Raw genomic sequence first — 23,245 nt, 5'->3', positions numbered from 1 at the left:
AAACACCCTTATCTGTTCAATTCATGGAAGACACCAACCTCTTTACTATCATTGGTTTAGCCGCCGGTACGTTAACCACGATCGCCTTCCTCCCACAAGTGATTAAAACTTGGCAATCGAAATCAGCAAAAGACATTTCTTTAGGAATGTTTTCTACTTTTTGCACTGGCGTTTTTTTATGGATCGTTTATGGTTTCAATATCGGTGATTTACCGATTTTATTGGCTAACATTATTACCTTTATCCTCGCTTTTACCATCTTAATTTTTAAGTTTCGATATGGATAGAATCCTCAAAAAAAATAATCGTTAATTTCCTTCACTTTGTCGCTACTCCTTGATAAAGGTAGCCGATAATTTCGGGTTCAGTTTCTAATTTAAACTTTTCTAATTGAATCTGCGGAAAATATCGAGAGATTAACGCCTCCATATTACGATTAAGATGACAACCATCACCAATCATTTTTTGCAAGGGAGTGAGACGATTTTGCCAAACCTGTACTTGTGGATTATCACTTAAACCATGTTCGATAAAGAAAAACTTTCCTTCTGGTTTTAGCACTCGATAAACTTGTTTTAAAGCCTGATCAATGTTGGTAATACTACATAACGTCCAAGTGCTAACGACACTATCGAAACACTGATCCGCAAACGGTAAAGTGTCTCCATTAAGGACATTGCAACTCACAGGAAAGGACGCTTCTTTAATGCGTTTTTTCGCCAACTGATTCATCCCCGCGTTCACATCAACGGTTGTTAAATGGGTGATTGTTTCTGGATAGTAAGCTAGATTTAATCCCGTTCCAAAACCAATTTCTAACACCTCTCCTGTTACTTCTTGTAACAGTTGTTTGCGATATTTGCTCATCGTTGAACTTGCCATTGTCCAATCTAAAAGACGAGGAAAAATATATTGAGAGTAAATTTTCATTTGACCCTAAGCTCACTGACTCACTATCTGCTAGTCTAGTATTGTAAAATAAATCAGGAAAGGAAAATTATGTCTGGTGCAATTGCTTACCTCGGTATTTTAATCGGTTATACAGTTCTCGCTTTAGGACTTTACTTTGGATTACGTGCGGCGAAAGTTCTCTAAAACTTCGTCATTTTACTTTGGAAACTGTTCTGGTCGGGGTCAGTTGCTGTTGACCTCGATCAGGTTATTGCTCGATTAGATGCGATCGCGCAACTTACAGAGCTTGCTTTTGCTAATAGTTTAGCATTGCTTTGACCATTACATTAGCTTGTTTGATTGCTTCTTTTTCGTTAGTTTTTGCTATCTCAATAATCGCGATGCCCAAAGGGCGGTGGCTTTGCCACATCGCGTCGGATTCTAAGACTTGCTCAAACTGCGCGATCGTGGGACAATCTTAGTGATCGCTGTTATAGCGTTGAGCAACATTAATTAATACCATTTTGGAAAAGTCAAGTTACCTTAAAGCCCCCCAACCCCCCAAGTTTGGGGGGCTTAAGTCGTCGATACTGTAGCGCCAATTCTCCAAAATGGTATAACATTCTCAAAGCAGAATTAACCGCATTTGAGTTTGATTGCTTTTTAAACTCTAAATACTCGGCAAATTGTTCCAAGTCTTTAGCACTAATTTTTTGCTCGTGATTCGTCTTTAGCAACTGCTTTCCTCGTTCTGTAATTTTAAATTTACCTCTAGCGGTACTTTCAATTAATTTAGCTTTTTTTAGATAAGTTCTCGCCCAACCCATACGATTGGCGAAGCGTGTTTGTTTTCCACTGGGAAGCAATTCATTTTTTTCAGTAGCAGTTAGTTGGAATTGAATGGCTAAAGCATCGATCGCTTCTTGTGCGTTGTGTTCATTTGAATCATTGCAAAAAGCGAGAAGGGGAAACATTAAACTTTGATAGTCAGGAACAGTCATTGGTTAACTTTTGTATTGGGCGCGATCGCGCAAATTTAAAAAGTAGTCGCTATCTTTGACAGTATCTAAATCATAATCCATCTGCAATCCTAGCCAAAAATGTGGCGACATCTTGAAGAAATAAGCTAGCGGTTTAACATTCGCAACTTTCGCAGGGCTACTTGCTGAATTTCTAAAGGAAGTTTTCGCGATCAAGTACGTTCAAAGATTTTTTCAGTTTCTTGATCTTTAAAGTTATGGTATTATAAAAATAAGTACAATTATCTTTGCTAATTGCAAAAAATATGGCACAACTTATTTTAGATAAAATTCCTCCTCATTTATGGGCAAGATTAGAAAAATTAGCCACGCAAAATAATCGTAGCGTAGAAGCAGAAGCAACAGAACTTTTAGCATAAACATTACAGGAAAAAGACATAGAAGTTCAACAGGAAGGATGGCTACCGAATTTTTTTGAAGAAGTGATTGGTGGTTGGGAGGGTGAACCTCTGGTGCGAGAACCTCAACCAGAAGATCAAGAACGCGAACCGTTGTTATGACTTATCTTTTAGATACTAATGTTTGTGTTAAGTTACTAAATGGCAGTAGTGAGAGAGTTATTAGACGACTTGCTCAAATTAATCCTAAGCAAATTTACGTTTGTACTGTTGTTGAATTTGAACTATATTATGGTGCATATCGGAGTCGCAAAACTGAGGAAAATCTTAATAAATTAAAGCGTTTTTTTTAAACAATTTTCTAGCTTTGGATTTAATAGCGAAGCGGCTAAAATAGCAGGTTATTGGCGCGATCAGCTTAATCAGAAAGGAACTCCAATTGGTGTCTATGACTTGCAAATTGCTTCAATTGCAATTGTTAATAATTTAACATTAGTAACTCATAATGTTAGAGAATTTAGTCGCATTGAGGAGTTAGCTTATGAAGATTGGGAATTGCCATGATCTTTTTTGGTAGCACGATTAGGCTACACCTATACTGCTAATAGTTTAAAATTACTTTGACCATTGCATCAGCTTGTTTGATTGCTTCTTTTTCCTTAGTTTTTGCTATCTCAATAATCGCGATCGCGCAACTTAACTTTAAAAAGTAGTCGCTTGCTTAAAAAGTTAGGTTTTGCTTTGTTATTGATAATAGAGTTAGTGTTAGACCCATTTGCGGGATCGGGTTCAACTGGTATCGCAGCAGTGGGATTAGGAAGGATTTTCTTAGGGTTTGAGATCAGACGTGATTATTGTGATATAGCTGTAAAAAGATTTGAGGATTTTCTCCAAGAAAGAGAAAACTTTTTCGAGTTTTAATTTTCAAAAACTGTAATTTCTTCTTTCAACTTTTTTCCTACCTGATCTTTGACAGTATCTAAATCATAATCCATCTGCAATCCTAGCCAAAAATGTGGCGACATCTTGAAGAAATAAGCTAAACGTAGAGCCAAATCTGCGGTGATTGCTTTTTTGCCATTAATAATGTCATGGATCTGTTGGGTTGGTACTTTTAAAGACGAAGCAATTTGATTGATCTCAAGATTCATTGGTTTAATAAATTCTTCTAACAATCGGGTAAGGTTCGAGAGTCGCCTCTCTCCCCTCCCCTAAGAACCGTACGTGACAGTTTCCCATCATACGGCTGAGGCTCTTACTTCCAGCCTTTGTCTTGGATTTTGAACTGTGTACCTGCTTATGACACGCTTTGTGCAAGTGGATTAAATTCTCAGCGTCGTCTGAGCCACCGTATTTCACAGGTACTATGTGATGGGTCTCGATTTCTTCTCCGTTATAGAGGCTTTCACCACAGACAGGACATTTATGTTCTTGTGTATTGGCTACTTGTTCGTATTTACTACCTTTCGCCCATCTTTGTTTTCCTATCTTGAGGTTACGTTTTTGCCAATAATCCCGAAGTGAGGGGTCATCAGGGCTTGATTTCCCTTTGACTTTTATATGCCTTACTATGGGTGTACTACTGATTTCATAAAGAACAAAGAGTTTATCTTTACCTCCACGACCAGTCCCTTTGCACATAAAAGTCCAACGATTCCCTTTATACGAACCGAAGTATTTGTTAGCTACCCAGTTTTTGGATTTATTTGAGTGTCGCCGACAACACCACTTCCAGAGGTAGTGCCACACGCGATTTTCGATGTAACTAAAGGTTTCTTTGCTAACCACCCCTCTGTAGTAGTTAGCAAAACCTCGGAGAAGTGGATTTAGGACTTTAATGACTTCTTCCTGAGTACAGGCTTTCATTTTGCTTAGAGTTTCCCCAATCTTTTTACAGAAGGCAAGTACCTTCTTTTTCTGGGGCTTAATCAATAGTTTGCCACCGTAGTGACGTAAGTTGAACCCAAGAAAGTCAAAACCTTCTTCCATCGAGACGATTCTCGTCTTCTCCGCGCTGATTTCCAGACCTCGTTCGAACATCCACTGCTTTATCTGGTTAAGTATATGTTCTAGGCTTTCCTTATCCTTTGAGGTAACCACGAAATCATCCGCATAACGAATAACTCCGAGCTTAGAGTTGACTGACTTGATGAAGTCCTCCAATCCGTGTAACCCAATGTTAGCTAACAGAGGGCTAATCACCCCACCTTGTGGTGTTCCCATGTCGGACGGATTCAGTACACCTTTATCAAGATAACCAGCTTTTAACCATCCTTCAATTAAATCCCCATATGGTACGGACTCGATTGCTTTCAGAATGGATTCATGGGCAATGTTGTCGAAGAAGCCCTTAATGTCAGCGTCTAGAACCCAGAGGTGTCCACCTGCTTTGCAAGAACTCAACTTGTTAAAGCATTGTCCTATGGCATCGTGGCAACTCCGCCCGCATCTAAACCCATAGGAGTTAGGCTCAAATACCGCTTCCCATTCGGGTTCTAGTATATTTTTAATTATTGCTTGTGCGACTCTATCCCGAACGGTAGGGATTCCGAGGGGACGTTTCTTCCCGTTAGGTTTGGGTAAGTAGACTCGTCGTGTTGGGTTAGCTTTAGGCATCTCCCAACTGTTCACAAGTTTCACTCGCTCGTCTGGGGTATTGATTACCTCCTTATCTACCCCTGCGGTACGCTTTCCTAGATTAACTTGAGTGATTTGTCGCACTGATAAAAGCAAATTAGCACGGCTTCGTAACAAAAGTTTCTGCAACCGACGAAGTTGCTTCCACTTACCAAGACTTCTAGCGCGAAAGATACGACCACGTAGATTCTTAACAATCTTCCGAGCTTTTCGCCAGTTAATCTGACTCCAGTCGGTCAACTGTCCATCGACTCCATTTATCAAACTAGGGCTTGACATCTAACTTCTGTCTCCGTTTAGTTTCCTTGTTGTTTTCTCTTTCGTATAAGACCCAAGACAAGTCTGCTATTGCTTTCGCTCAAGGGCAAATCTTGAACCCCTATCCATCCCATTACAGGCTGGCATTCGCTTTTTGTCTCATCTTCTACCTTCCAAGGGATTCCGTCTCCGTTACCTTCGACCTACTGCCAGTTCGACCTCTGACAGACCTTGTAGGGCTTACCCTGTTGTATCGATTGAACATACGAATTGGCTAGGATGGTTGACTTTTCTGCGGAGGGGATGAGTTTCCACGTTTATATGGCAGTACAACATATAAACCACCCTCTTACCATTTTGGTGATAGCCTATCAGGGGTAATTTGGCTATTTCCAGGGTCACGCAGTTTATTCATCAACTTAGGCTATGTTCATCCTTCCAACTCTCCTTCTAGCGCGGAAACCAGTTAACCCTACTAGCAACCGTTACGTTTGGGGCGTGCATTCCACTGAGTTCATTACTTACTACCAGTGTCGCCACTCTCCAAAAAGAGAGCTTTCCATGAAGGACAGGGGTGGAAATCCCTGTGGTGTAAGGGTTACACCGATTCAACCGACCTTTTCAGGTCGCACGTACCTCTCCTGGGTGAATGGGATTTAACTTATCTTCTTTCATTGGCTCACCTCAATGATAATCAACAATCTCGACATCTATAGCATTGCCTTCTTCCCATTTAAAGCAAATCCGCCATTGGTTGTTAACTCGAATGCTGTATTGTCCTTCTCTGTCACCAGTCAAACGTTCTAAACGATTCGGGGAGTGGGACTCTAAGGTCTTGGAGGGTTTCTGCGCGGTTTAACATTCGTAACTTTCGCAGGGCTACTTGCTGAATTTCTGAAGGAAGTTTTCGCGATCGAGTACGTTCAAAGATTTTTTCAGTTTCTTTATCTTTAAAGTTTCGGATCACTTTTTCGTTGGATCGCTTGAACAGTTCTATTCTAACTTTTGCAGCTGCGATTAGGCTACGCCTGTGCTTCGCTTTCCGCGCAGTCGCGCAGTGAGTTTTGGATTTATTAAAGGCGCGATCGCGCCATTTAGGGGAAACATTAAACTTTGATAGTCGGGAACAGTCACTAGCTTGTCTAAGATCGCGCTATTTGATAGAGTTGGCTTTTGCTAATAGTTTAGTATCACTTTGACCATTGCATCAGCTTGTTTGATTGCTTCTTTTTCGTTAGTTTTTGCTATTTCAATAATCTCGATCGCGTCTGATTCTAATACTTGCTCAAACTGCGCGATCGTGGGACAATTCCCTTCATTAAGGTCTCTCGGCTCAAATTTATCTAAATTATTGCCATATTGTCGCTTATTTGTCATTAATATTTTCTGTCCTAAATCGCTAATTAAATAAACAAATAAACGGTTTAGATATCGATCACCGAATAAATTAGGGTAGAAACCATGAAAACAGGTAAAGTTAATCGCATTAGTAAAATTTCTAATAACTTTCAATCTTCCTCGATTAAAAACACCAGCCAGAATCGGTGCTGGTAAGCGATGCTCTAACTTATACCAAGGTTTTCTTTGTTTGGTTAAATATCTGCTATTAAATCCTTGACTGACACCATATTCTAAGTATTTTTTGATGTTTTGATTATCGGGTTCTTGAACATTGAGACACATCACAGGATAACCAAGTTCTAAAAGATTTTTATAATCCTTTTCGCAAAAAACGAATTGTCTAACTTGCGAACTTTTCGTTAAACACTTGAGCAGATTATTAGAATTAATTTCTAGATCATTGACTTGCTTTTGGTTTAAGGCGAAAAACTCATTTGCTCCTGTGGCTATTCCTCTGACAAATTTTCCATAATCACTAATTTTAGCGAGTCCTTTGGGAATGATCAATTCTTGGTATCGCGATGAGATAAGATAAGACCATTTTTTCTCATAAGGAAGTTCATCAGGAGAAATTTTATACTGAAAATAGCTGTTGAAGTCTTCAAGTTTATTAATTTGGCTTAGTTCATTTATTTTCCCCACTTTAATTGGTGCTTTTTGACGATCATTTTTACATAAAATTAGACAGATTGTTGTCGTCACCTCGGCAAAAATATCTTTTTCATTTTCAAAAATAACAATTTGTTTGAGAAAGCCCGTTTTTAGCAGTTCTTCTTTTACAATTTTGCCATAGCCAGTATTAAAAAATTCAAAAGGCATCAAGTATGCCATTCTTCCTTCAGGGTTAATTTCTTGCAATGATTTTAATAAGAAAACTGATGCAATGTTTGAGTAACCATTGAATTTAAGATTAAACGTTTTCTCTAGTTCAGGAACAACCTGATGACGATTGACAAAATTCTGAAATTTTAGATAGGGAGGGTTACAAATAATAGCATCATATTTATTTTGTTTTGCTTCTAAATAATCTTCTAGATAGATGGTTAGGTTATTTGTTTTCTTGATGGATAAACTATGAATAATCTTGGGATCAATTTCGTAGCCAAAATAATGTATTTCATTTTTACTTGGAAGAGAGTTTAATGAATCATAAAAAATCCCTAAACCAAAAGCAGGATCAAGAATTGACTGGGGATGATCTTGAATAACCCAATTCAGCATTAAATCAGCAATTTTTCTGGGGGTGAAAAACTGACCGAATTTTTTACGATAACTAAGGGGAGTGTTTTTAGTGTAAGCTAACTCATCCATGAATTAAATCCTTCATAAATATCTCTTGATCTAAGTAGCCTTTTCCGCCATTAAAGGTAACATAAAATAGCAGCCTTCCCCGTGTCAGTTCTTTCATGGCAGAGGTATGATTAGGCATATCAATTTTACCTAAAATTTCTTTCCCTACTTTGACATTCACCTTAATTGTAGTTTTTTGTTGGTTTTTCACATCTCTTTCAATTGAAAAGTTAGTCTCTTCTTCTTCATCATTACTAATTAATTCTAAAATATTTTTGAAGGAAATTAAATATGCTTTATCAAAGAATACTTGCAAGTAGTAGTGTTTTACATTATAGGTCTGTATCCATCTGTTGACTAATGCTATATCTTCAACTTTAGGGGTAATGCTTAAGTAATCCCTTTTGTGAAGTATCTTGATGTTAGATTTTAGTTCTTTAAGGAGTTCTTTGAGTTCTCTTAATTGTTCGGTTACAGACCAAGAAGGAAGCCTAAAGTCTATGTCCCTAAATGTATCTACTGTTGAATTTTTGAGCATTTGAAAGATAGTTTTATTTTTTCTTTCAAGAAGTGAGTAATAGGGTTCTTCCATGATTATAGTTTTGAGACGGAGACATTCAGCAATTGCTTCTTCTTGCCTTTTTCCCATAAACTTATTGTATTGTTCTACTAGAAATGAGCTTGATCTAATTTCTAGCGCAGCAACTGCTTTCTGAATAATGCTCTCATCATTGAGATCAATTTTCTCACGAGGAAAGTCTGATTTCTTAAAAATTAATAGATCAGGTTTCTTCCCAATTCGATTTAACTCTTCTTGGTACTCTAGATAAAACTCTGCAAACCCATCATCTCCCGCAGCAATAGAATCAGAACGTCCGTATTCAACAGCAATATATTCTTTTAAATTTTCATTGATTGCGTGAAGTACAATTTTTTCAGCCCAGTCTCCTTGCTCTTTATTGGTCAAGAATTCTGAGTTAGCCATTGTTGGTGGACGATTATTAAGCTGTATTTCAGTATTTACCTCAACTGGTAATTTGTCTATTAAGTTTTGAATTTCCTCTTTGTACATAGTTTTTTAGATAGTGAGATTCTAATTCTAGAGTTTAATCCCTAAGACTTGCGTATAAGCGCCTCTGGCTTGTGTAACGCCAATGGTTCGCATGGAGGCTTCAATCATGGGGCGACGTAAACTCACCACAATAAACTGCGCTTGTTGCGCTTGCTGTTGAATCATATTCGCTAGGCGTTGGACGTTCGCACCATCTAAAAACATATCCACTTCATCAAACGCATAGAAAGGAGATGGACGATAGCGCTGTAAGGCGAAAATAAAACTCAGCGCGGTTAATGATTTTTCTCCCCCAGACATAGAATGTAACCGTTGGACAGGTTTTCCTTTGGGGTGCGCGATAAGATTTAAGTTGGCGTTGCTGATGTCGTCGGGTTTATCTAGTTGGAGATGACCATCCCCCTGAGAAAGAGTGGCGAAGATGGTTTGGAAGTTTTCGTTGACGGCGTTAAAGGCTTCGTTAAAGGCTTCAATGCGTCGCGTGGTAAAAGTTTCGATGCGAAGGAGGAGTTCGTTGCGTTCCCCTTCTAAGGTGTTCAGTTTTTCCGTCATTTCATCCAGACGCGCTTGGGTTTTTTCGTATTCCTCCAACGCCAGCATATTCACTGGTTCCATGTCCTGGAGGCGTTTTTGCTTATGGCGCAGTGTCTCTTGGAGATGGGCGAGTTGTTCGCTGTAGTTGGCGAAGGTGATGGTTTCGCTGTCGGTTTCTGCGACTAACTCTGGTATCTCTGGAAGGGGTTGGGGAAGACTATTGGCTTTTTCTTGGTGTTGGCTTCGCAGGGTAGCCAGTTTTTCCCGTTGTTCGCTGAGGGTTTCTTGGAGTTTTTGCTGTTTCCAAGTTTGTTTGTCTTGTTGGCGTTGATGGGAACGGAGGGTTTTCTCGGCGCGATCGCGCTCCTCTTTTAATTTACCTAATTTTGCCTGTAATTGAGCAATAATTCCCTCAGTTTCCGCAATTTTATCCGCAATTGCTCCCTGTTGTACCTTGATACTTGCTTTCTGTTCCTCAATCTCCCTGATTTTCCCATCATACTCCCTCAAACGCTGCTCAGAGGTGGTAATCTTTTCCTGTAAGCGTAGCTGTTCGGTTTCTCGTTGCTGCTGTTGCTGTTTCGCTTCATTGAGGGCGGTTTCTGCTTGCTTTAATTCCGCTTCCTGTTGTTTAATAATATGTTGTATCTCCTGCCATTGGCTGTTGCTGTGACTGGCTTCGAGATCAGCTAATTCTGCTTGCAGTTGGATTAATTCTGTTTCTTGTTGGGGAATGCTATTGGCAAGGAGTTCTAAACGTCCCTGTAGTTCCATGAACTCTTGTTCATTCTGACGCAGTTGTTGGCTGAGTTGCTGTTGCTGTTTGCTGAGACGATCGATTTCTTGCTGAGTTTGGTTATAATGCCATTGCTGTTCTTGGTATTGCTGACGGGTTTCGTTGAGTTGTTGGGTAAGATGTTCACTTTGCGCGATCGCGTTTTGGATTTTTGGCTCACAAACTGCTAAGATATCCTCAATCTCCGCTAATCGTGCTTTCAATTCTCGCATTTCCTCCGATTCTGTCTCCGTTGCTGTGCCAAAATGAAGACTAGAGCGAGTGCTGCGACTTCCCCCACTCATCGCGCCACTGCTTTCTAAAATTTCTCCCTCTAAGGTAACGATACGAGTTTTTCCCAGATGCGGACGTGCCTTCTCTAAAGTTTCAAAGACAGCCGTGTTTCCGAAGATAAATGCAAAGATAACTTGATAGCGAGGTTCGCACTCGATTAAGTTTACAGCATAATCAATAAACCCGTTGGCGTAACGCAACGCTGCGGTCATGTTTTGACGTTGCCTTTGAATTTTATTTAACGGGAGAAAAGTTGCTCGTCCTCCCCGTTTCTCTTTCAGGAGTTGAATCGCTTGTGCGCCCACTCTGTCATCTTCAACTATAATGTGAGCAAGTCTTCCCCCGGCTGCGGTTTCTAAAGCGAGTTGATAGCGGGGTTCAACCTGTCCCAGTTGCGCGACTAATCCACAGACACCGTGCAGGTTTGCCTGTAAAATGATTTTAGTGGCATACGTCCCCTGTGCTTGTTGTTCCGCTTCTTGGGTGGCTTCAAGTTTGTCTAACTTCCGTTGTTTGTCTCGTTGTTCCTGTAAGAGACGGGTTTGCGTGGCTTGTTGGAGTTTCTTTTCCTCTTCTGCGTTACTCAAGCGCTGCGCTAACTGTTGGACTTGTTGCTGAAGTTGGTTCACTTCTTGTTCGAGGTGTTGGGAGGTTTGCTGTTTGCTTTCCAGTTCAGGGGTAATGGTAGAAAGAGTCGTTTGTTGTTCTTCGATTTTCTGCTGGAGTTGGGTTTCTCGTTCTTGGAGTTGTGCTTGTTCGGTGCGTTGCGGGTTTAAACTGATTTGGAGTTGATTGATCTGTTGGCTGAGTTGGGTTTGCTGTTGTATCCATTCTTCCGATGCGGACGCGATCGCGTTGGCTTGTTCCCGACTTTCTGCTAATCTAGTCTCAGCAGTATGCTGAGTTTCCTGTAACTGTTGAATCTGTTTCTGGGTTAAGTCTTCCAGTTCTTGCTGCAATGTTTGTAAACGAGTTTGCTGTTCTTGTAATTGGTTGCGAGTCTCTGCTTGGACAGTTTGCGTCTCCTGTAAGGTTTGGTCTAACTCCGTTTCTCGCTGTTGGAGTTGTTCTTGTTGGGCTTTTTGCGTCGCCAGTTTCGAGGTTGCTTCCAACTGTTCATCTTCCCCCAATGCTTTCACTTGGGCGTTCAACTCATCGAGTTTTTGCGTCGCTTCTTGAATTTGGGTTTCGGTGGTTTCTATGGTCTGGTTGAGTTGGGCTAACGTTTCCTCATTCCCTGTTATTTCGCCCTGTAAGCTGTCGATTTGCTGTTGTATTGCCTTCCATTCCAAAACCGTTTCCCATTGCTGTTTCTGTTGAATTTCGGCTTTCAGTTGACGATATTTTTCCGCTTTGTTGCGTTCACTGGCTGCGCGATCGCGTGTTTTAATTAATTCTTGTTGGAGAATGCGACAGCGTTCCTCTTTCTCTTTGACGGTTTCAAGGGTTTCTTTGGCTTTACCAATTTTTCGATCGAACTCCGCCACTCCCGCCAACTCATCAATAATTTCTCGTCGTTCGCGTCCATTCATGCTAATAATACGAGTGACATCCCCTTGTAACACCACGTTATAGCCTTCAGGATAAATTCTCAGTTCTCGCAGTTGTTCATGGAGTTTGCTTTGAGTACAAGTTTCATCATTAATGTAGAAGGTTGACGCATAACTTCCCTCCTTCGTCACTCGCAAGCGACGCGCCACCGACCATTCTGTCTCATCATCCAATTCAAAAGTAACTTTAACGGTTGTCTCCGCCCGTCCTTTGCCGTTATTCTGATTATGGTTGACGAGATCAGGGAGTCGATCGGCACGCATTCCCCGCGAACTGGCTAATCCCAACGCAAATAATAGCGCATCGAGAATGTTTGATTTTCCCGACCCATTGGGGCCCGAAACCACTGTAAACCCAGGTAACAGGGGAATTTGTGTCGTCTGACCAAACGACTTGAACCGCGATAACTCTAGACGTTTTACATGAACCATAACCCATATTTTAACGGGAATTGGAGCGCGTTGTTCGCTTGCGAACCGCCGAAGGCATCGTTCCTTGTAATCGTAGTTTATAGCTTAACAGAGACAAAATGAAATCAAGAGCGAAATCTAAGCACTTGAGTTATACTCCTTCTGTTTGATTTTACGTAAACCAAGTGCTACAATATCCAGATTTAACATATCTCTTTATTACAGGAAAGAATGAAAAATCTAAAATTAGAAGACTTAGAGATAGAAAAAATGCTTACAAATGAACAGCTTGAGGTAAATACTGACTTTTATACTTATTTGAAAGAAATGAATGGGACAAATGGGTTTAGTGCTACTCAACGTCAAAAACTCTTAACAGAGATTATTGTATATCATGAAAATATAGGGACTACTTGGGAATCAACAACTAAAGATATTATAAATTATATTTTAGGTAAAGATTTAAACCTTAATGTTAATAAAAAAGGAGCAATGAATTTGCTGGCACATACAATTAAAACAGAAGAAAGATTTGTGATGTATAAATTTTCTTTAAAATTAATGGAAATAAAAGATTTAATGCTTTCGATAGCTCGTATGAGTGATTATAGTAAACTCTTGAAAAGCAAAGCTCATCCTTTATCGCTAGAGTATGATTTTTACAGCAAAAAATATCCTTTTACCAAAAGAGTAAAGGCTTCTCTGTTAACGTATATTTTTTTTGAAAAATTTGATAATAATAAGCTAACTATGGATTCCGAAGGAACTAAAGAATTTTTAGAAAGCATGAAAAAAGATTATAATAAATTAAAAGAAGCAGGAATTTGTGTTAATCAAATGTTCTCCTTGATTACTACAGAATCAGTAAGTCAATCCATAAAAACAGGTGCAGGTTCTAATTACGAAGATAGGATAAAAAAAGTTCTAGAGTCTCAGAACATTCGTGATTATACAGAACAGACACATGATAAAGAAGATAAATCAACCGAATTTGACTTTCACTTTACTTTAAATGGTAAGACTTACGGTCTAAGTGCTAAACGTACTGTTAGAGAAAGATACAAGCAGTTTATTAAAACATCACAAATGTCACAACTTGATATTATGATAGATGTAACTTTAGGCATAGACATAACAGAGGATAAGCTAAAAAATATTAGACAGCATGGTGTCTATGTATTCGTCGCTGATGAAGTGTATAATGAGAGTCCTTTCATGAAAAAAAATGAAGGTATCTTTCCTGCTACACAATTCACTAAAGAAACCTTATCTAACCTAGAATAACTAAAATAATTGGAAAATGGAGAAAAAACAATTAAAATTCATTGATCTGTTTGCTGGTATTGGTGGAATGCGTATTCCTTTTGAAGAATTAGGTGGAAAGTGTGTTTTCAGTTCAGAGATTGATAAGCATTGTCAAAGAACTTATGAAGCTAATTTTGGCGAAATGCCTACAGGAGATATAACAAAACTATCTGCTGATTCTATTCCATACCATGATCTATTATTAGCAGGATTTCCTTGCCAAGCCTTCTCTCAAGGGGGTCGAAAACAAGGGTTTCAAGATGAAAGAGGTCAATTATTTTTTCAGGTTGCCAAGATTCTCAATGATCATCGACCGCAAGCTATTTTATTAGAAAATGTCAAAGGTTTAAGAGGACATGATAAAGGAAGAACTTTACAAATGATCCTCTATGTATTAGAAAAGCTAAACTATGTTGTTTCTTGGAAGATTATATCAGCGACAGACTTTAATTTACCCCAGAAACGAGAAAGAATTTTTATTGTTGGTTTCCAAGACAAAAACAACAAAAATTTAATCTTTGATTTTCCAAAGCCTATAGAATTAACGGCAAAAGTTGGTGATCTCTTAGAGAAAGAAGTTGATGAGAAGTACACCATAACAGACCGAATGTGGGAGGGACATCAAAATAGAAAGAAAGCACATCGAAAAAGAGGAAATGGTTTTGGTTTTTCATTAGTTAATAGAAACAGTTCCTATACTCGTACAATATCAGCTAGGTATTATAAAGATGGGTCAGAAGTTTTAGTAGAACAAGCCAATAAAAATCCTAGAGTATTAACTCCCAGAGAATGTGCCAGATTGCAAGGTTTTCCTGAATCTTTTGTGATACCAGTTAGTGATTGTCAGGCTTGGAGGCAATTTGGGAATAGTGTTCCAGTGTCTGTCATCAGGGCAATCGCTCAAAAAATGTTGAGCTATATTGATTTAACCGAGCAACAAAAAGAGTTTAAAAAAGTTGATCTTGATCAAGTAATTACTCAAAAGAAAAAACAGTTATATCCTGAAGATTATCAAGAACAATTTATACAAAAGGAATTAGCGCTACTATAGTATTTTTTCTGAAAGCTAGAAAGGTAAACTAGCTAATCGCTGTTTGGGAAGGAGAGGGAGGCGCGATCGCTGTTTGTGTGAAATGGAGAGGAAAGCGCGATCGCTGTTTGGGAAGGAGGAGGAGGCGCGATCGCTGTTTGGGAAGGAGGAGGAGGCGCGATCGCTGTTTGTCTGGAAGGGGAGGGAAGCTCGATCGTTGTTTTGGGGAAGAGGAGAGAAGCGCGATCGCTGTTTTGGGGAAGGGAGAGGAGAGCGCGATCGCTGTTTGGGAAGGAGAGGGAAGCGCGATCGCTGTTTGTGTGAAATGGAGAGGAAAGCGCGATCGCTGTTTTGAGAAAGGAGAGGAGGCGCGATCGTTGTTTGTGGGAAGGGAGAGGAGAGCGCGATCGTTGTTTTGGAAAAGGGGAGGAAGCGCGATCGCGTTTAGAATTCAGACGTGAGTGCACCTAGAGACGGTTGAAACTGTGATATTCTTAAACTGTTGAGTGACCCTCTGATATCTACTAGCACTGACTCATGAAGCCAACACCTGCACAGATTGAGCAACTTTATGAAGTAACCCACTGGCTTACAGAATATCTCAAAGAACCAATCACTATTGTTAGAATAGACGAGAGACCGCCACACCATTTATATGTCCAATTTGGTGTTGAAGACGAACGCTTTTTTTTAATTACTGCAAAAGGAGACGTGCTATCAGATGGCTAATCCTAAACCTAATATTAAGTCCATGACAAACCAGCAGCTACGAGCCTACTTTCGAGAAACACAGGACGAAGAAGCATTTCGCGAAATCTTAAGCCGAGGACTTGACGAAAACGATAAAGCTGCTGCTCGTGCTTTCAAAGCCTGGCGAGAAAGCGAAATAGAGAATAAAAACATTGATTGATTCCAGACCTTAAAGTCTCTGAATTAATAATTCTAATAACTTTTTCGCCAACCCCAAAAGCGCGTAGGTCTCCAGACTGAGCCGTAGAGCCTCGGTGTTGATGTGGAAGGGAGGAAAGGCGCGATCGCTGTTTGTGTGGAAAGGGGAGGAGGCGCGAGCGCTGTTTTGGAGAAGGGTAGGAAAGCTCGATCGCTGTTTTTGAGAAAGGGAAGGAGAGGAGAGCGCTGTTTTTGAGAAGGAGAGGGAGGCGCGATCGCTGTTTGGAAAGGAGAGGGAAGCGCGATCGCGTGTTTTAATGAAGTCTTGTTGGAGAAGGCGACTAGAAATGATGCCAATAAGCACACATATCTGTTAAACTCAACCTCATGAAGCCTTTCAACTGGAACTCCCAAAAAAATCAGCAACTTATAGAAGACCGTCAGATATCTTTTGAGGATATTTTGTTTAACATACAAAAGGGACGATTGCTGGACGATATTGAACACCCCAACCAAGTTAAATATCCAAGTCAACGGATATTTGTTGTAGAGGTTGATGAATATGCCTATTTAGTCCCATACGTAGAAAATGATGATGAAATCTTTTTAAAAACGGTGATTCCCAGTAGAAAAGCAACCAAACAATACCTTGGAGGCAATTCATGAGTCAAATGAAACTAAATGCGGAAGAAAAAGAGATTCTGCGTGATTTCGAAGCAGGAGAGCTTAAGTCTGTTGTCACGCCACAGCGAAAAGAGGAACTTGCGAAAGCTGCTGAAGAGACATTCAAAAAAGATAAACGCATCAATATTCGCATCTCCTCACGTGATCTAGAAGCCTTACAAAGGCGTGCATTAGAGGAAGGTATCCCCTATCAAACACTTGTATCGAGCATCCTTCATAAGTACGTATCTGGTAGCTTATATGATACTACAGCTAACAAATCGCTTAACCCAGATTAACTGGAAAATCTAGACAAAACTAATTAGTTAAAAGCACATCAGTCTGAGATCGATCTGTAGAGCCTCGCTGTTTGAGAAGAGGAGGAAGGCGCGATCGCTGTTTGGGAAGGGAAGGGAGGCGCGATGCTCGGAGAGCGGTGGCTTCGCCACATCGCTGTTTTGGAGAAGGAGAGGGGAGCGCGATCGTTGTTTGGGAAGGGAAGCGCGATGCTCGGAGAGCGGTGGCTTCGCCACATCGCTGTTTTGGAGAAGGAGGGGGAAGCGAGATTATCGGTTAGGAGTGAATGTTAAACTTGACCTAGAAACATTCGGAGAGTGGTAGCTGTGACTTATATTACAATCGATCTTTCAGACAGCCAATTCCAAAAGCTACAGAATTTAGCAAGAGTGCATGGCATTGCAACTGAAGTGCTTTTGAAGGCAAGCCTAGAGGATTGGCTAAATCTACAAAAAGGCGATTTCGTTAATGCAGCCGATTATGTGTTGGAAAAAAACGCTGAACTATATCGGCGTTTGGCATGATCCGCTATTTGACATTAATTGAGGTATTAGAGCTACATCGCAAAATTCTTGAACAATCTGGTGGAACATTGGGTATCCGAGATCTGGGGTTGTTGGAATCAGCGATTGCCCAGCCTCGAATGACGTTTGGCGGAGAGGATCTGTACCCAAATTTGCTGGAGAAGTCAGTAGCATTAGGGTTTTCAATCATCATGAATCATCCATTTGTAGATGGAAATAAACGTACAGGTCATGCCGCGACGGAGACTTTTCTTGTTCTGAATGGGCTGGAAATTAACGGCTCTGTGGATGAACAAGAGCGTATGGTGTTGGCGATCGCATCGGGCAAATTAGAGCGTGAGGTATTTGTAGAATGGTTGCAGCAGAACACAACTGCCATCTAACTAGCCAATGAAGCGGACGGTTGAGAGATATTGGCGAGGCTGCCAAAGTTGTTTGCTACCGCTTCTCTTGGTCGTTAGCATCCTTTCGTCGTCTAGATAAGGCGCGATGCTCGCACTCGCGGTGGCTTCGCCACATCGCTGTTTGCGGAAGGAGAGAGGCGCGATATGATCAAGAAAAACAAGAGATATTTTTTATAGAAGCGAGAACATGACTAATTTATTAACAGAAGCCTTCAATAAAGCTCAAAATTTACCAGAACATCTTCAAGATGAACTAGCTAAACAAATGATTGAAGATATTAAAAGCGAGCTTCAATGGCAAAAGACGTTATCTCAACGTCAAAGTTCTTCTCTAGATGAATTAGCCCGTCAAGCCTTAAATGATTCTTTCGAGGGGAAAACTAAGGAGATGGGCTTTGATGAACTATGAAGTCCGAACTAACTAATGATTTCGTCCAACGTTTTGCTCAATTACCTGAGAGAGTCAAAAAGACGGCACGGAAGAATTATAAACTCTGGAAGGAAAATCCAACACATCCTAGTTTAGAATTTAAGAAACTCAACACTCAAGAACCTTTGTATTCGATCAGAGTCGGAATTGGTTGGCGTGCGGTAGGAGTGCTGAAAACATCAGATACAATCGTTTGGTTTTGGATTGGCTCACATAGCGAATATGATAAATTGCTGAAAAACTTATAAGGATGGAGTTTATTAAAACCTAGCACTTAAATAGTAACTAATGTGAAGTGAATGGAGGCGATCGCTGTTTGGAGAAGGGTAGGGAAGCGCGATCGCGTGTTTGTGGGAAGAGGAGGAAGCGCGATCGCGTGGTGTTGTTCCCTTGTCCTGTTGCACAATCCATCATTTAAAGGTTAATGGAGTAGTACAATAGAGGGCGTTGAAGTTGAGGGTAACACGATGTCAGTTCGCCAGCGACGTTACAGTAAAAAAGAGTTAGCGAACCGTGGGCAAGAACTTTATGAAAATGGGATTCGGCAGCAGGTGGAGCCGGGAAACGAAGGGAAAATTGTCGCGATCGATATCGAAACTGGAGAGTTTGAGGTTGCGGAAACAGTCATGGCTGCAACCGCTCAATTATATCAACGTCATCCTGACGCTCAACCTTGGGGAATTCGGATCGGGCCCCGTGCCGTTTATCATTTTGGAGCGCGGAGTCTGCAAAAGAATCAATGATTTACGGAGTGGTCAATTTACGTCGTGAAGCCACGCTTCCCCTTGTGGTTAGAAACTCATCTTTGGGAAGAGGAGGAAGGCGCGATCGTTGTTTAGTTCCTGAGCCTGTCGAAGGATTCTCGCCTATTCTGCTAAACCTCCTGATTTTAATTTTACTTAAATTTTATGACATCTGAATCTTCTAAAACCTCAATTTATGCTGCACTGGCTGCGAATATTGGTATTGGAATTGCCAAATTTGTTGGTGCTGCCATCAGTGGCAGTTCTGCTATGCTTTCGGAAGGGATTCATTCTGTTGTCGATTCCACCAATGAAGTCTTGCTTTTATACGGTTTGAAACGAAGCAAAATGGCAGCAGATGAACAACATCCCCTCGGTTACTCCCAAGAGATTTATTTTTGGTCGTTATTGGTCGCTGTGTTAATTTTTGCTTTGGGAGGAGGAGTTTCGATTTATGAGGGAATCAATAGTTTTCAACATTCCCAAGCCTCTCGATCGCCGATGGTGAGTTATATTGTGTTAGGGGTGGCTGCTCTTTTCGAGGGAACGGCTTTATATGTTTCGATTCGAGAATTTAACCAAAATTACCCGCGAAAAAATATCGGACTTTGGAAAGCGATTCGTCAAAGTAAAGACCCCAGTTCTTTTATTGTAATTGTTGAAGATTTTGCCGCTTTAGTGGGACTAGGATTAGCGTTGGCTGGCGTTTTTCTTAGTGAAATCACCCAAAATCCGATTTATGACGGTGTTGCTTCTATTTCGATCGGGATCATTTTAACAATTGTCGCCATCCTTCTTGTCGTAGAAACCAAAGAACTCTTACTCGGAGAAAGTGCTTCACCAGAAATTAGAGAAAGCATTAAAACCATTGTTCAATCCGATCAAGCGGTGTCTAAAATGGAAGCGCCGATTACCTTTCATCTTGGCCCCACTGACATTCTGTTGGCATTAAATATTGAATTTAAGGATGAACTGTCTTCTGATGAAATTGAAGCCGCCACGCGACGGATTGAACAAAAAATTCGCGAATCTCATCAAGAAATTAAACGAATTTTTGTGGAGGCGGCTTCAGTTATTTGATAACTTGCTAAGGTGGGATAAATCTTGATTTTTCCCCAACCTTTGACAACGAGTAGAAGTGACTACTTAAACCCCCTTAATAAGGGGAGTTTGGGGGGATTGATTGTAACTTGTTCCCCCCTTTCAAAGGGGGGTTAGGGGGAATTGATTGTAACTTGTTCCCCCCTTTCAAAGGGCAGGGCTGTTTCATTCTTTTGAAATTAAGGGAGGTAGGGAGATGGGGGAGACAAGGGAGACAAGGGAGATGGGGGAGATTTCAGGACTCTTTTTTCTTATGAATTAGTCAAAAAGTAAGAAAAAGGCTTCGATCGAACGTACAGTAAGAGGTTCAGGCGATCGCCTTCAATTTTGACCCCGAGAATGAAACAGCCCTGCTTTCAAAGGGGGGTTAGGAGGGATTGATTGTAACTTGGCTTGTCGGGTAGGTTAGGGAGATTACTCTCCCCTTCCCCCCTCAGAACCGTGCGTGCGACTTTCACCGCACACGGCTCAAGCAAGAGCAGACCCTAATAGACTGTCTTTGTACTTGTCAAGGTTAGTTAAACCGCTCGCACTTACGTTTACCATATGGTAATCTAACTTTTCGCGCGACTTTTAAGACGTTCCAATTAATCGTTCGAGTTACTGACTCACCCGTGTCCAAGTTAGCTCCCCTTTCAGGTAGGGCAAATTTTGAACCCTTATCCGTCAAGTTATACCCCGAAGGGTTTTCCTCATGCTTTCAAGTTCCTGCTTGTCCAATCCGATTATCGGTTATCCGAAGTCAGGTCGTCGGAGAAGAAACTGCACGGAATCAGCAGACGGCGTTTGCTTTTTGGACTGTCCCATACCCACTGGGGAATTGTGCCTCCCTTACGGTTAGCCTACTGGTAAACCAGACCCCATTGGGCAAACCCACGTTTCACATTTGAGAGATACGCTCAACTTAGGTGGTGTTCTATCCGCCGAGGGTTTATGGTGTGCTAGTCTATCCATGCTTTAGGGATAGACCTCCGAGACTCCATTGGAAGAGGAGACTTCTTACCGTTGCCCTTGACAACCCACTACTTGCTCTCGCTTTCGTGGCTAATCAACCCTATTTTACTACTCGCTCGGCACGCTCACCTTAACTTATAGGGACTACCATTACGACGGCTCATCGAACACTTCACGTTAGTTCACCATATTGAACTTTCCCTAGCACTTATTCCCTTTCTGGCGAGTCATACTTAGGATATAGTTACACTTAACTCCCTGCTTTCCACCCCACCGTTACCAGCGACGCAGTTGGGAGCGGGAATACCCATGCACACTTGGGCAGAGTCTTTCTGAGGGACTCACTCTCTAAATGCAACATCGTGTCGCACTTCCAAAATGGTATTATAATTCTTGTTGGGTTTCGCTACGCTCCACCCAACCTACGTTTTGTCTGGAAATTCTCTTATCTCATCAAGGAAATAAGTCCTAATCACTTGGCGCTTCCAGGCTTACAAACGTTATAATCCTGATGGGACACGACAGCTTCGGGAATGACTTGGCTGCCTTGATCACGACAGATTAAACGATAGTCTCTGTTAACGGGAATACTGATGATAAACCGATTGTGACGCAATCGCTTTCCTTTAAACCGTCGATAGTTACTATCTTGTCTGAGTTGGGAAATGATTCGTCGCGCTTTCACAACTACGTTTTTGGGAAGGGTGGTTAAGTCAATGGGATCGTTTCTGAAACTTTCTTCCCAAGCCTGACGCTGATTTTTCCTTCTGATGCGATCGGTCTCTTTTTGTTCGCATCTATGACAGATTTGTCCGTATCCTTGATGTCCACAAGGAAATTTTTTCTTTCTTCTTGCCATGTTTTGTGCCTCCTATTAATACTAACGACAGAAAGTTCACCCTCTCTGAGAAGACGATTAAAGATGACTTAATGGTTAAAGCCAGCTTTCAGTCGGGGAGAAAGAGTGCTACTCATTTCTTAATCGTAATCTTTAACAGGACACAAAATTGTATGATTTTACGTTTTTCTGAAAAAAAATCGGGAAGAAAACGCTATGATTCAGATTTAGAGGGAAATTAGAGCATTAAGAAAAAGTTAAGGTTGAATATAATGGGCGGCTCGTCGGAGACGATAGGAAGTGCGCTTATTACCGCTTTCTTTAAACAGTTCCGCTGCGGTTTCCAAATCCTCGATCGCCGCGATATAATTTTCTAATTCGGCGTGAGCAAAACCGCGATTCCCAATGGCAGGTGCAAAATCAGGTTTGCGCTCGATCGCCTTCGTAAAATCCTCGATCGCGCTTTCATGGTCTTCGAGACGAGCCTGCACAATCCCTCGATTATAATACACCTCATAGGCTTCAGAATCAACCGCTAAGGCTCGATTATAATCCGCCAGTGCGCCACTATAGTCTTCTGATCGCGATCGCGCTACCCCACGTTGGGTTAAAGCCTGAACATGATTTTTGTCAATCGCAAGAACTTGATCGAACGCCTCGATCGCGCTTTCATAGTTACCAGAAGCCACGTTTTGATTCCCTTGTGTCATTAAAGTCTTGACTTCTTTTTCTTTTTCTGGAGAAAGCGTTTCCGCTTCTTTAACCTTTTCTGGGGAAGAAGAGGAAATTTGTTGATCACAGCCAGTTAAAGTCATAAAAACCAAACCAGCAACTAAAACTGGAAAACGAAGCAAATAAAACATAGTGATTTGACATCAAAATACGACTCTTCTGAGCTTAACAAATCAAACTTCTATCTTAGGAGGGGAGACAAAGGAAACTTAACGCTTCTAAATTGTGGTTGGCGTTATCAATAACATAAACTTAACTGAAACCAACTATGGCACAACTACTGAGCGAAAACGACATTCAAACTCAACTCAACGAACTTTCAGATTGGACACAAGAGGGAAAATTCATTAAATGTACTCGTAAATTTAAAGGCTTTCCCGAAGCCGTAGAATTTGTCAATAAATTAGTTGAACCAGCAGAAAATGCTGGACACCATCCTGATTTAGAAATCTCCTACAATACCGTTATTATTAAAATGACCAGCCATGACGCTGGAGGATTAACCGAAAAAGACTTTAATCTCGCTCGTACCATTTCCGCAATTAATTAGGGTTTGCTGAAAAAGTTCATGTTTTCGGTGTAGTAAGGCAAGAGGCAAGAGGCAAGATGGGGAAGATGGGGGAGATGGGGGAGATGGGGGAGATGGGGGAGATGGGGGAGATGGGGGAGAAAAATCGCTCCCTTGTCTCCCTTGTCTCCCTTGTCTCCCATTTATCCCTTGCACTTTTTCAAAGAATTAAGAGCCTTAAAAGCTGATTGGATAAAGGTTTTAGGTTTATTCAGTAAGCCCTAATTAAATCATCAATTTTGCCCCCAGAATTGGGGGTTGGGGGCGTAAAAAAAAA

33 protein-coding genes and 2 pseudogenes are annotated in these 23,245 nt (G+C 41.0%); 20 read left to right on the top strand and 15 right to left on the bottom strand.

The annotated features are described in order from the left end of the window. The first annotated feature begins 23 nt into the window (after positions 1–23). The gene (locus DACSA_RS04070; protein ID WP_015228553.1) at positions 24–287 is read left to right on the top strand and encodes a SemiSWEET transporter; all 264 of its coding nucleotides are present in this window, start codon (positions 24–26) and stop codon (positions 285–287) included. A 31-nt stretch (positions 288–318) separates the two neighbouring features. On the opposite strand, the gene DACSA_RS04065 is transcribed toward DACSA_RS04070, so the two are convergent. Continuing rightward, positions 319–930, bottom strand: a complete 612-nt coding sequence (locus tag DACSA_RS04065; protein WP_015228552.1) for a class I SAM-dependent methyltransferase — start codon at positions 928–930, stop codon at positions 319–321. A gap of 69 nt (positions 931–999) precedes the next feature. On the opposite strand from DACSA_RS04065, the gene petL reads away from it, so the two are divergent. Then, positions 1,000–1,095 carry a cytochrome b6-f complex subunit PetL gene (petL, locus tag DACSA_RS04060; protein ID WP_015228551.1) on the top strand — a complete coding sequence of 32 codons (96 nt, stop codon included), beginning with the start codon at positions 1,000–1,002 and terminating at the stop codon, positions 1,093–1,095. Positions 1,096–1,424: 329 nt separating this feature from the next. On the opposite strand, the gene DACSA_RS04055 is transcribed toward petL, so the two are convergent. After that, positions 1,425–1,892, bottom strand: a complete 468-nt coding sequence (locus DACSA_RS04055; RefSeq protein ID WP_015228550.1) for a winged helix-turn-helix domain-containing protein — start codon at positions 1,890–1,892, stop codon at positions 1,425–1,427. 128 nt (positions 1,893–2,020) lie between these two features. Further along, positions 2,021–2,101 (bottom strand): annotated as a pseudogene (locus DACSA_RS22985) (type II toxin-antitoxin system RelE/ParE family toxin); the annotation flags it as partial. A 75-nt stretch (positions 2,102–2,176) separates the two neighbouring features. On the opposite strand from DACSA_RS22985, the gene DACSA_RS22820 reads away from it, so the two are divergent. From DACSA_RS22820 to DACSA_RS22810, 3 genes are all read left to right on the top strand, one after another. After that, positions 2,177–2,290 (top strand): FitA-like ribbon-helix-helix domain-containing protein, encoded by a 114-nt coding sequence (locus DACSA_RS22820; RefSeq protein WP_015228549.1) that lies wholly within the window; start codon positions 2,177–2,179, stop codon positions 2,288–2,290. Between the two features lie 137 nt (positions 2,291–2,427). Beyond that, a complete protein-coding gene (locus DACSA_RS22815) occupies positions 2,428–2,622 on the top strand; it encodes a type II toxin-antitoxin system VapC family toxin (RefSeq protein WP_232225196.1) in 195 nt (64 codons plus the stop codon). A gap of 409 nt (positions 2,623–3,031) precedes the next feature. Next, the gene (locus DACSA_RS22810; RefSeq protein ID WP_408605620.1) at positions 3,032–3,190 is read left to right on the top strand and encodes a DNA methyltransferase; all 159 of its coding nucleotides are present in this window, start codon (positions 3,032–3,034) and stop codon (positions 3,188–3,190) included. On the opposite strand, the gene DACSA_RS04040 is transcribed toward DACSA_RS22810, so the two are convergent. From DACSA_RS04040 to smc, 6 genes and pseudogenes are all read right to left on the bottom strand, one after another. After that, positions 3,187–3,420, bottom strand: a complete 234-nt coding sequence (locus DACSA_RS04040) for a HigA family addiction module antitoxin (protein ID WP_198007628.1) — start codon at positions 3,418–3,420, stop codon at positions 3,187–3,189. The genes DACSA_RS22810 and DACSA_RS04040 overlap by 4 nt on opposite strands. Positions 3,421–3,424: 4 nt before the next feature. Continuing rightward, on the bottom strand, positions 3,425–5,185 hold the full coding sequence (gene ltrA / locus DACSA_RS04035; RefSeq protein WP_083874364.1) for a group II intron reverse transcriptase/maturase: 1,761 nt from the start codon (positions 5,183–5,185) through the stop codon (positions 3,425–3,427). 663 nt (positions 5,186–5,848) lie between these two features. Further along, a pseudogene (locus tag DACSA_RS22980) lies at positions 5,849–6,131 on the bottom strand (type II toxin-antitoxin system RelE/ParE family toxin). 209 nt (positions 6,132–6,340) lie between these two features. Next, the gene (locus DACSA_RS04025; RefSeq protein ID WP_015228547.1) at positions 6,341–7,876 is read right to left on the bottom strand and encodes an HsdM family class I SAM-dependent methyltransferase; all 1,536 of its coding nucleotides are present in this window, start codon (positions 7,874–7,876) and stop codon (positions 6,341–6,343) included. Further along, positions 7,869–8,927, bottom strand: coding sequence for an AccI family restriction endonuclease (locus DACSA_RS04020; protein ID WP_015228546.1), 1,059 nt, complete (start codon positions 8,925–8,927; stop codon positions 7,869–7,871). Before DACSA_RS04020 ends, DACSA_RS04025 begins: the two co-directional genes overlap by 8 nt. 27 nt (positions 8,928–8,954) lie before the next feature. After that, positions 8,955–12,512, bottom strand: coding sequence for a chromosome segregation protein SMC (gene smc, locus DACSA_RS04015; RefSeq protein WP_015228545.1), 3,558 nt, complete (start codon positions 12,510–12,512; stop codon positions 8,955–8,957). A 210-nt stretch (positions 12,513–12,722) separates the two neighbouring features. On the opposite strand from smc, the gene DACSA_RS04010 reads away from it, so the two are divergent. After that, positions 12,723–13,775: a PDDEXK family nuclease gene (locus tag DACSA_RS04010; protein ID WP_015228544.1), complete on the top strand. Its 1,053-nt coding sequence runs from the start codon at positions 12,723–12,725 to the stop codon at positions 13,773–13,775. Positions 13,776–13,791: 16 nt separating this feature from the next. Beyond that, on the top strand, positions 13,792–14,847 hold the full coding sequence (gene dcm / locus DACSA_RS04005; RefSeq protein WP_015228543.1) for a DNA cytosine methyltransferase: 1,056 nt from the start codon (positions 13,792–13,794) through the stop codon (positions 14,845–14,847). 32 nt (positions 14,848–14,879) lie between these two features. Here the strand turns inward: dcm and DACSA_RS04000 are convergent, their stop codons facing one another. Further along, positions 14,880–15,293: a hypothetical protein gene (locus DACSA_RS04000; protein WP_041235310.1), complete on the bottom strand. Its 414-nt coding sequence runs from the start codon at positions 15,291–15,293 to the stop codon at positions 14,880–14,882. Between the two features lie 70 nt (positions 15,294–15,363). Between DACSA_RS04000 and DACSA_RS03995 the strand changes: the two genes are divergently transcribed. Then, positions 15,364–15,555: a DUF6888 family protein gene (locus tag DACSA_RS03995; RefSeq protein WP_015228542.1), complete on the top strand. Its 192-nt coding sequence runs from the start codon at positions 15,364–15,366 to the stop codon at positions 15,553–15,555. Positions 15,556–15,577: 22 nt separating this feature from the next. Continuing rightward, positions 15,578–15,736 carry a DUF6887 family protein gene (locus tag DACSA_RS03990; RefSeq protein WP_198007627.1) on the top strand — a complete coding sequence of 53 codons (159 nt, stop codon included), beginning with the start codon at positions 15,578–15,580 and terminating at the stop codon, positions 15,734–15,736. Between the two features lie 9 nt (positions 15,737–15,745). Here the strand turns inward: DACSA_RS03990 and DACSA_RS03985 are convergent, their stop codons facing one another. After that, positions 15,746–16,078 (bottom strand): hypothetical protein, encoded by a 333-nt coding sequence (locus DACSA_RS03985; protein WP_041235309.1) that lies wholly within the window; start codon positions 16,076–16,078, stop codon positions 15,746–15,748. A 23-nt stretch (positions 16,079–16,101) separates the two neighbouring features. Between DACSA_RS03985 and DACSA_RS03980 the strand changes: the two genes are divergently transcribed. Both DACSA_RS03980 and DACSA_RS03975 read left to right on the top strand, forming a co-directional pair. Continuing rightward, on the top strand, positions 16,102–16,380 hold the full coding sequence (locus tag DACSA_RS03980; protein WP_015228540.1) for a BrnT family toxin: 279 nt from the start codon (positions 16,102–16,104) through the stop codon (positions 16,378–16,380). Further along, positions 16,377–16,676 carry a CopG family antitoxin gene (locus tag DACSA_RS03975; RefSeq protein WP_015228539.1) on the top strand — a complete coding sequence of 100 codons (300 nt, stop codon included), beginning with the start codon at positions 16,377–16,379 and terminating at the stop codon, positions 16,674–16,676. The genes DACSA_RS03980 and DACSA_RS03975 overlap by 4 nt, the downstream gene beginning before the upstream one ends. Before the next feature lie 27 nt (positions 16,677–16,703). Here the strand turns inward: DACSA_RS03975 and DACSA_RS20235 are convergent, their stop codons facing one another. After that, positions 16,704–16,910 carry a hypothetical protein gene (locus tag DACSA_RS20235; protein ID WP_156800642.1) on the bottom strand — a complete coding sequence of 69 codons (207 nt, stop codon included), beginning with the start codon at positions 16,908–16,910 and terminating at the stop codon, positions 16,704–16,706. A 90-nt stretch (positions 16,911–17,000) separates the two neighbouring features. Here DACSA_RS20235 and DACSA_RS03970 point away from each other — a divergent pair, with 90 nt between their 5' ends. From DACSA_RS03970 to DACSA_RS03955, 4 genes are all read left to right on the top strand, one after another. Further along, complete coding sequence (locus tag DACSA_RS03970) at positions 17,001–17,198, top strand: hypothetical protein (protein ID WP_015228538.1); 198 nt, start codon at positions 17,001–17,003, stop codon at positions 17,196–17,198. After that, on the top strand, positions 17,195–17,581 hold the full coding sequence (locus DACSA_RS03965) for a type II toxin-antitoxin system death-on-curing family toxin (RefSeq protein ID WP_015228537.1): 387 nt from the start codon (positions 17,195–17,197) through the stop codon (positions 17,579–17,581). Before DACSA_RS03970 ends, DACSA_RS03965 begins: the two co-directional genes overlap by 4 nt. A gap of 208 nt (positions 17,582–17,789) precedes the next feature. Beyond that, the gene (locus DACSA_RS03960) at positions 17,790–18,011 is read left to right on the top strand and encodes a hypothetical protein (protein ID WP_015228536.1); all 222 of its coding nucleotides are present in this window, start codon (positions 17,790–17,792) and stop codon (positions 18,009–18,011) included. Continuing rightward, positions 18,008–18,280: a ParE family toxin-like protein gene (locus DACSA_RS03955; RefSeq protein WP_015228535.1), complete on the top strand. Its 273-nt coding sequence runs from the start codon at positions 18,008–18,010 to the stop codon at positions 18,278–18,280. Before DACSA_RS03960 ends, DACSA_RS03955 begins: the two co-directional genes overlap by 4 nt. A 12-nt stretch (positions 18,281–18,292) precedes the next feature. On the opposite strand, the gene DACSA_RS20230 is transcribed toward DACSA_RS03955, so the two are convergent. Next, positions 18,293–18,436, bottom strand: coding sequence for a hypothetical protein (locus tag DACSA_RS20230; RefSeq protein WP_156800641.1), 144 nt, complete (start codon positions 18,434–18,436; stop codon positions 18,293–18,295). A gap of 63 nt (positions 18,437–18,499) precedes the next feature. Between DACSA_RS20230 and DACSA_RS03950 the strand changes: the two genes are divergently transcribed. From DACSA_RS03950 to DACSA_RS03940, 3 genes are read left to right on the top strand one after another with little or no spacing between them, the layout of a single operon-like run. Beyond that, on the top strand, positions 18,500–18,775 hold the full coding sequence (locus DACSA_RS03950) for a hypothetical protein (RefSeq protein ID WP_015228534.1): 276 nt from the start codon (positions 18,500–18,502) through the stop codon (positions 18,773–18,775). Beyond that, on the top strand, positions 18,772–18,951 hold the full coding sequence (locus tag DACSA_RS03945) for a hypothetical protein (RefSeq protein WP_015228533.1): 180 nt from the start codon (positions 18,772–18,774) through the stop codon (positions 18,949–18,951). The genes DACSA_RS03950 and DACSA_RS03945 overlap by 4 nt, the downstream gene beginning before the upstream one ends. Next, positions 18,941–19,855 carry a cation diffusion facilitator family transporter gene (locus tag DACSA_RS03940; protein ID WP_015228532.1) on the top strand — a complete coding sequence of 305 codons (915 nt, stop codon included), beginning with the start codon at positions 18,941–18,943 and terminating at the stop codon, positions 19,853–19,855. The genes DACSA_RS03945 and DACSA_RS03940 overlap by 11 nt, the downstream gene beginning before the upstream one ends. A 1,447-nt stretch (positions 19,856–21,302) precedes the next feature. On the opposite strand, the gene DACSA_RS03935 is transcribed toward DACSA_RS03940, so the two are convergent. Both DACSA_RS03935 and DACSA_RS03925 read right to left on the bottom strand, forming a co-directional pair. Continuing rightward, a complete protein-coding gene (locus tag DACSA_RS03935) occupies positions 21,303–21,689 on the bottom strand; it encodes a DUF7682 family zinc-binding protein (protein WP_015228531.1) in 387 nt (128 codons plus the stop codon). A gap of 236 nt (positions 21,690–21,925) precedes the next feature. Next, positions 21,926–22,531, bottom strand: coding sequence for a tetratricopeptide repeat protein (locus DACSA_RS03925; protein ID WP_015228530.1), 606 nt, complete (start codon positions 22,529–22,531; stop codon positions 21,926–21,928). 137 nt (positions 22,532–22,668) lie between these two features. On the opposite strand from DACSA_RS03925, the gene DACSA_RS03920 reads away from it, so the two are divergent. Together DACSA_RS03920 and DACSA_RS21980 are read left to right on the top strand one after the other, a co-directional pair. Further along, on the top strand, positions 22,669–22,950 hold the full coding sequence (locus DACSA_RS03920) for a 4a-hydroxytetrahydrobiopterin dehydratase (protein WP_015228529.1): 282 nt from the start codon (positions 22,669–22,671) through the stop codon (positions 22,948–22,950). 56 nt (positions 22,951–23,006) lie between these two features. Next, complete coding sequence (locus DACSA_RS21980) at positions 23,007–23,156, top strand: hypothetical protein (protein ID WP_232225193.1); 150 nt, start codon at positions 23,007–23,009, stop codon at positions 23,154–23,156. Positions 23,157–23,245 lie beyond the last annotated feature (89 nt).

The sequence above is a fragment of the Dactylococcopsis salina PCC 8305 genome (genome assembly GCF_000317615.1).
GTDB classification, from domain to species: domain Bacteria; phylum Cyanobacteriota; class Cyanobacteriia; order Cyanobacteriales; family Rubidibacteraceae; genus Halothece; species Halothece salina.
The sequence above is the reverse complement of the archived record's forward strand: the minus strand, read 5'-3'. Positions and strand labels throughout refer to the sequence as shown.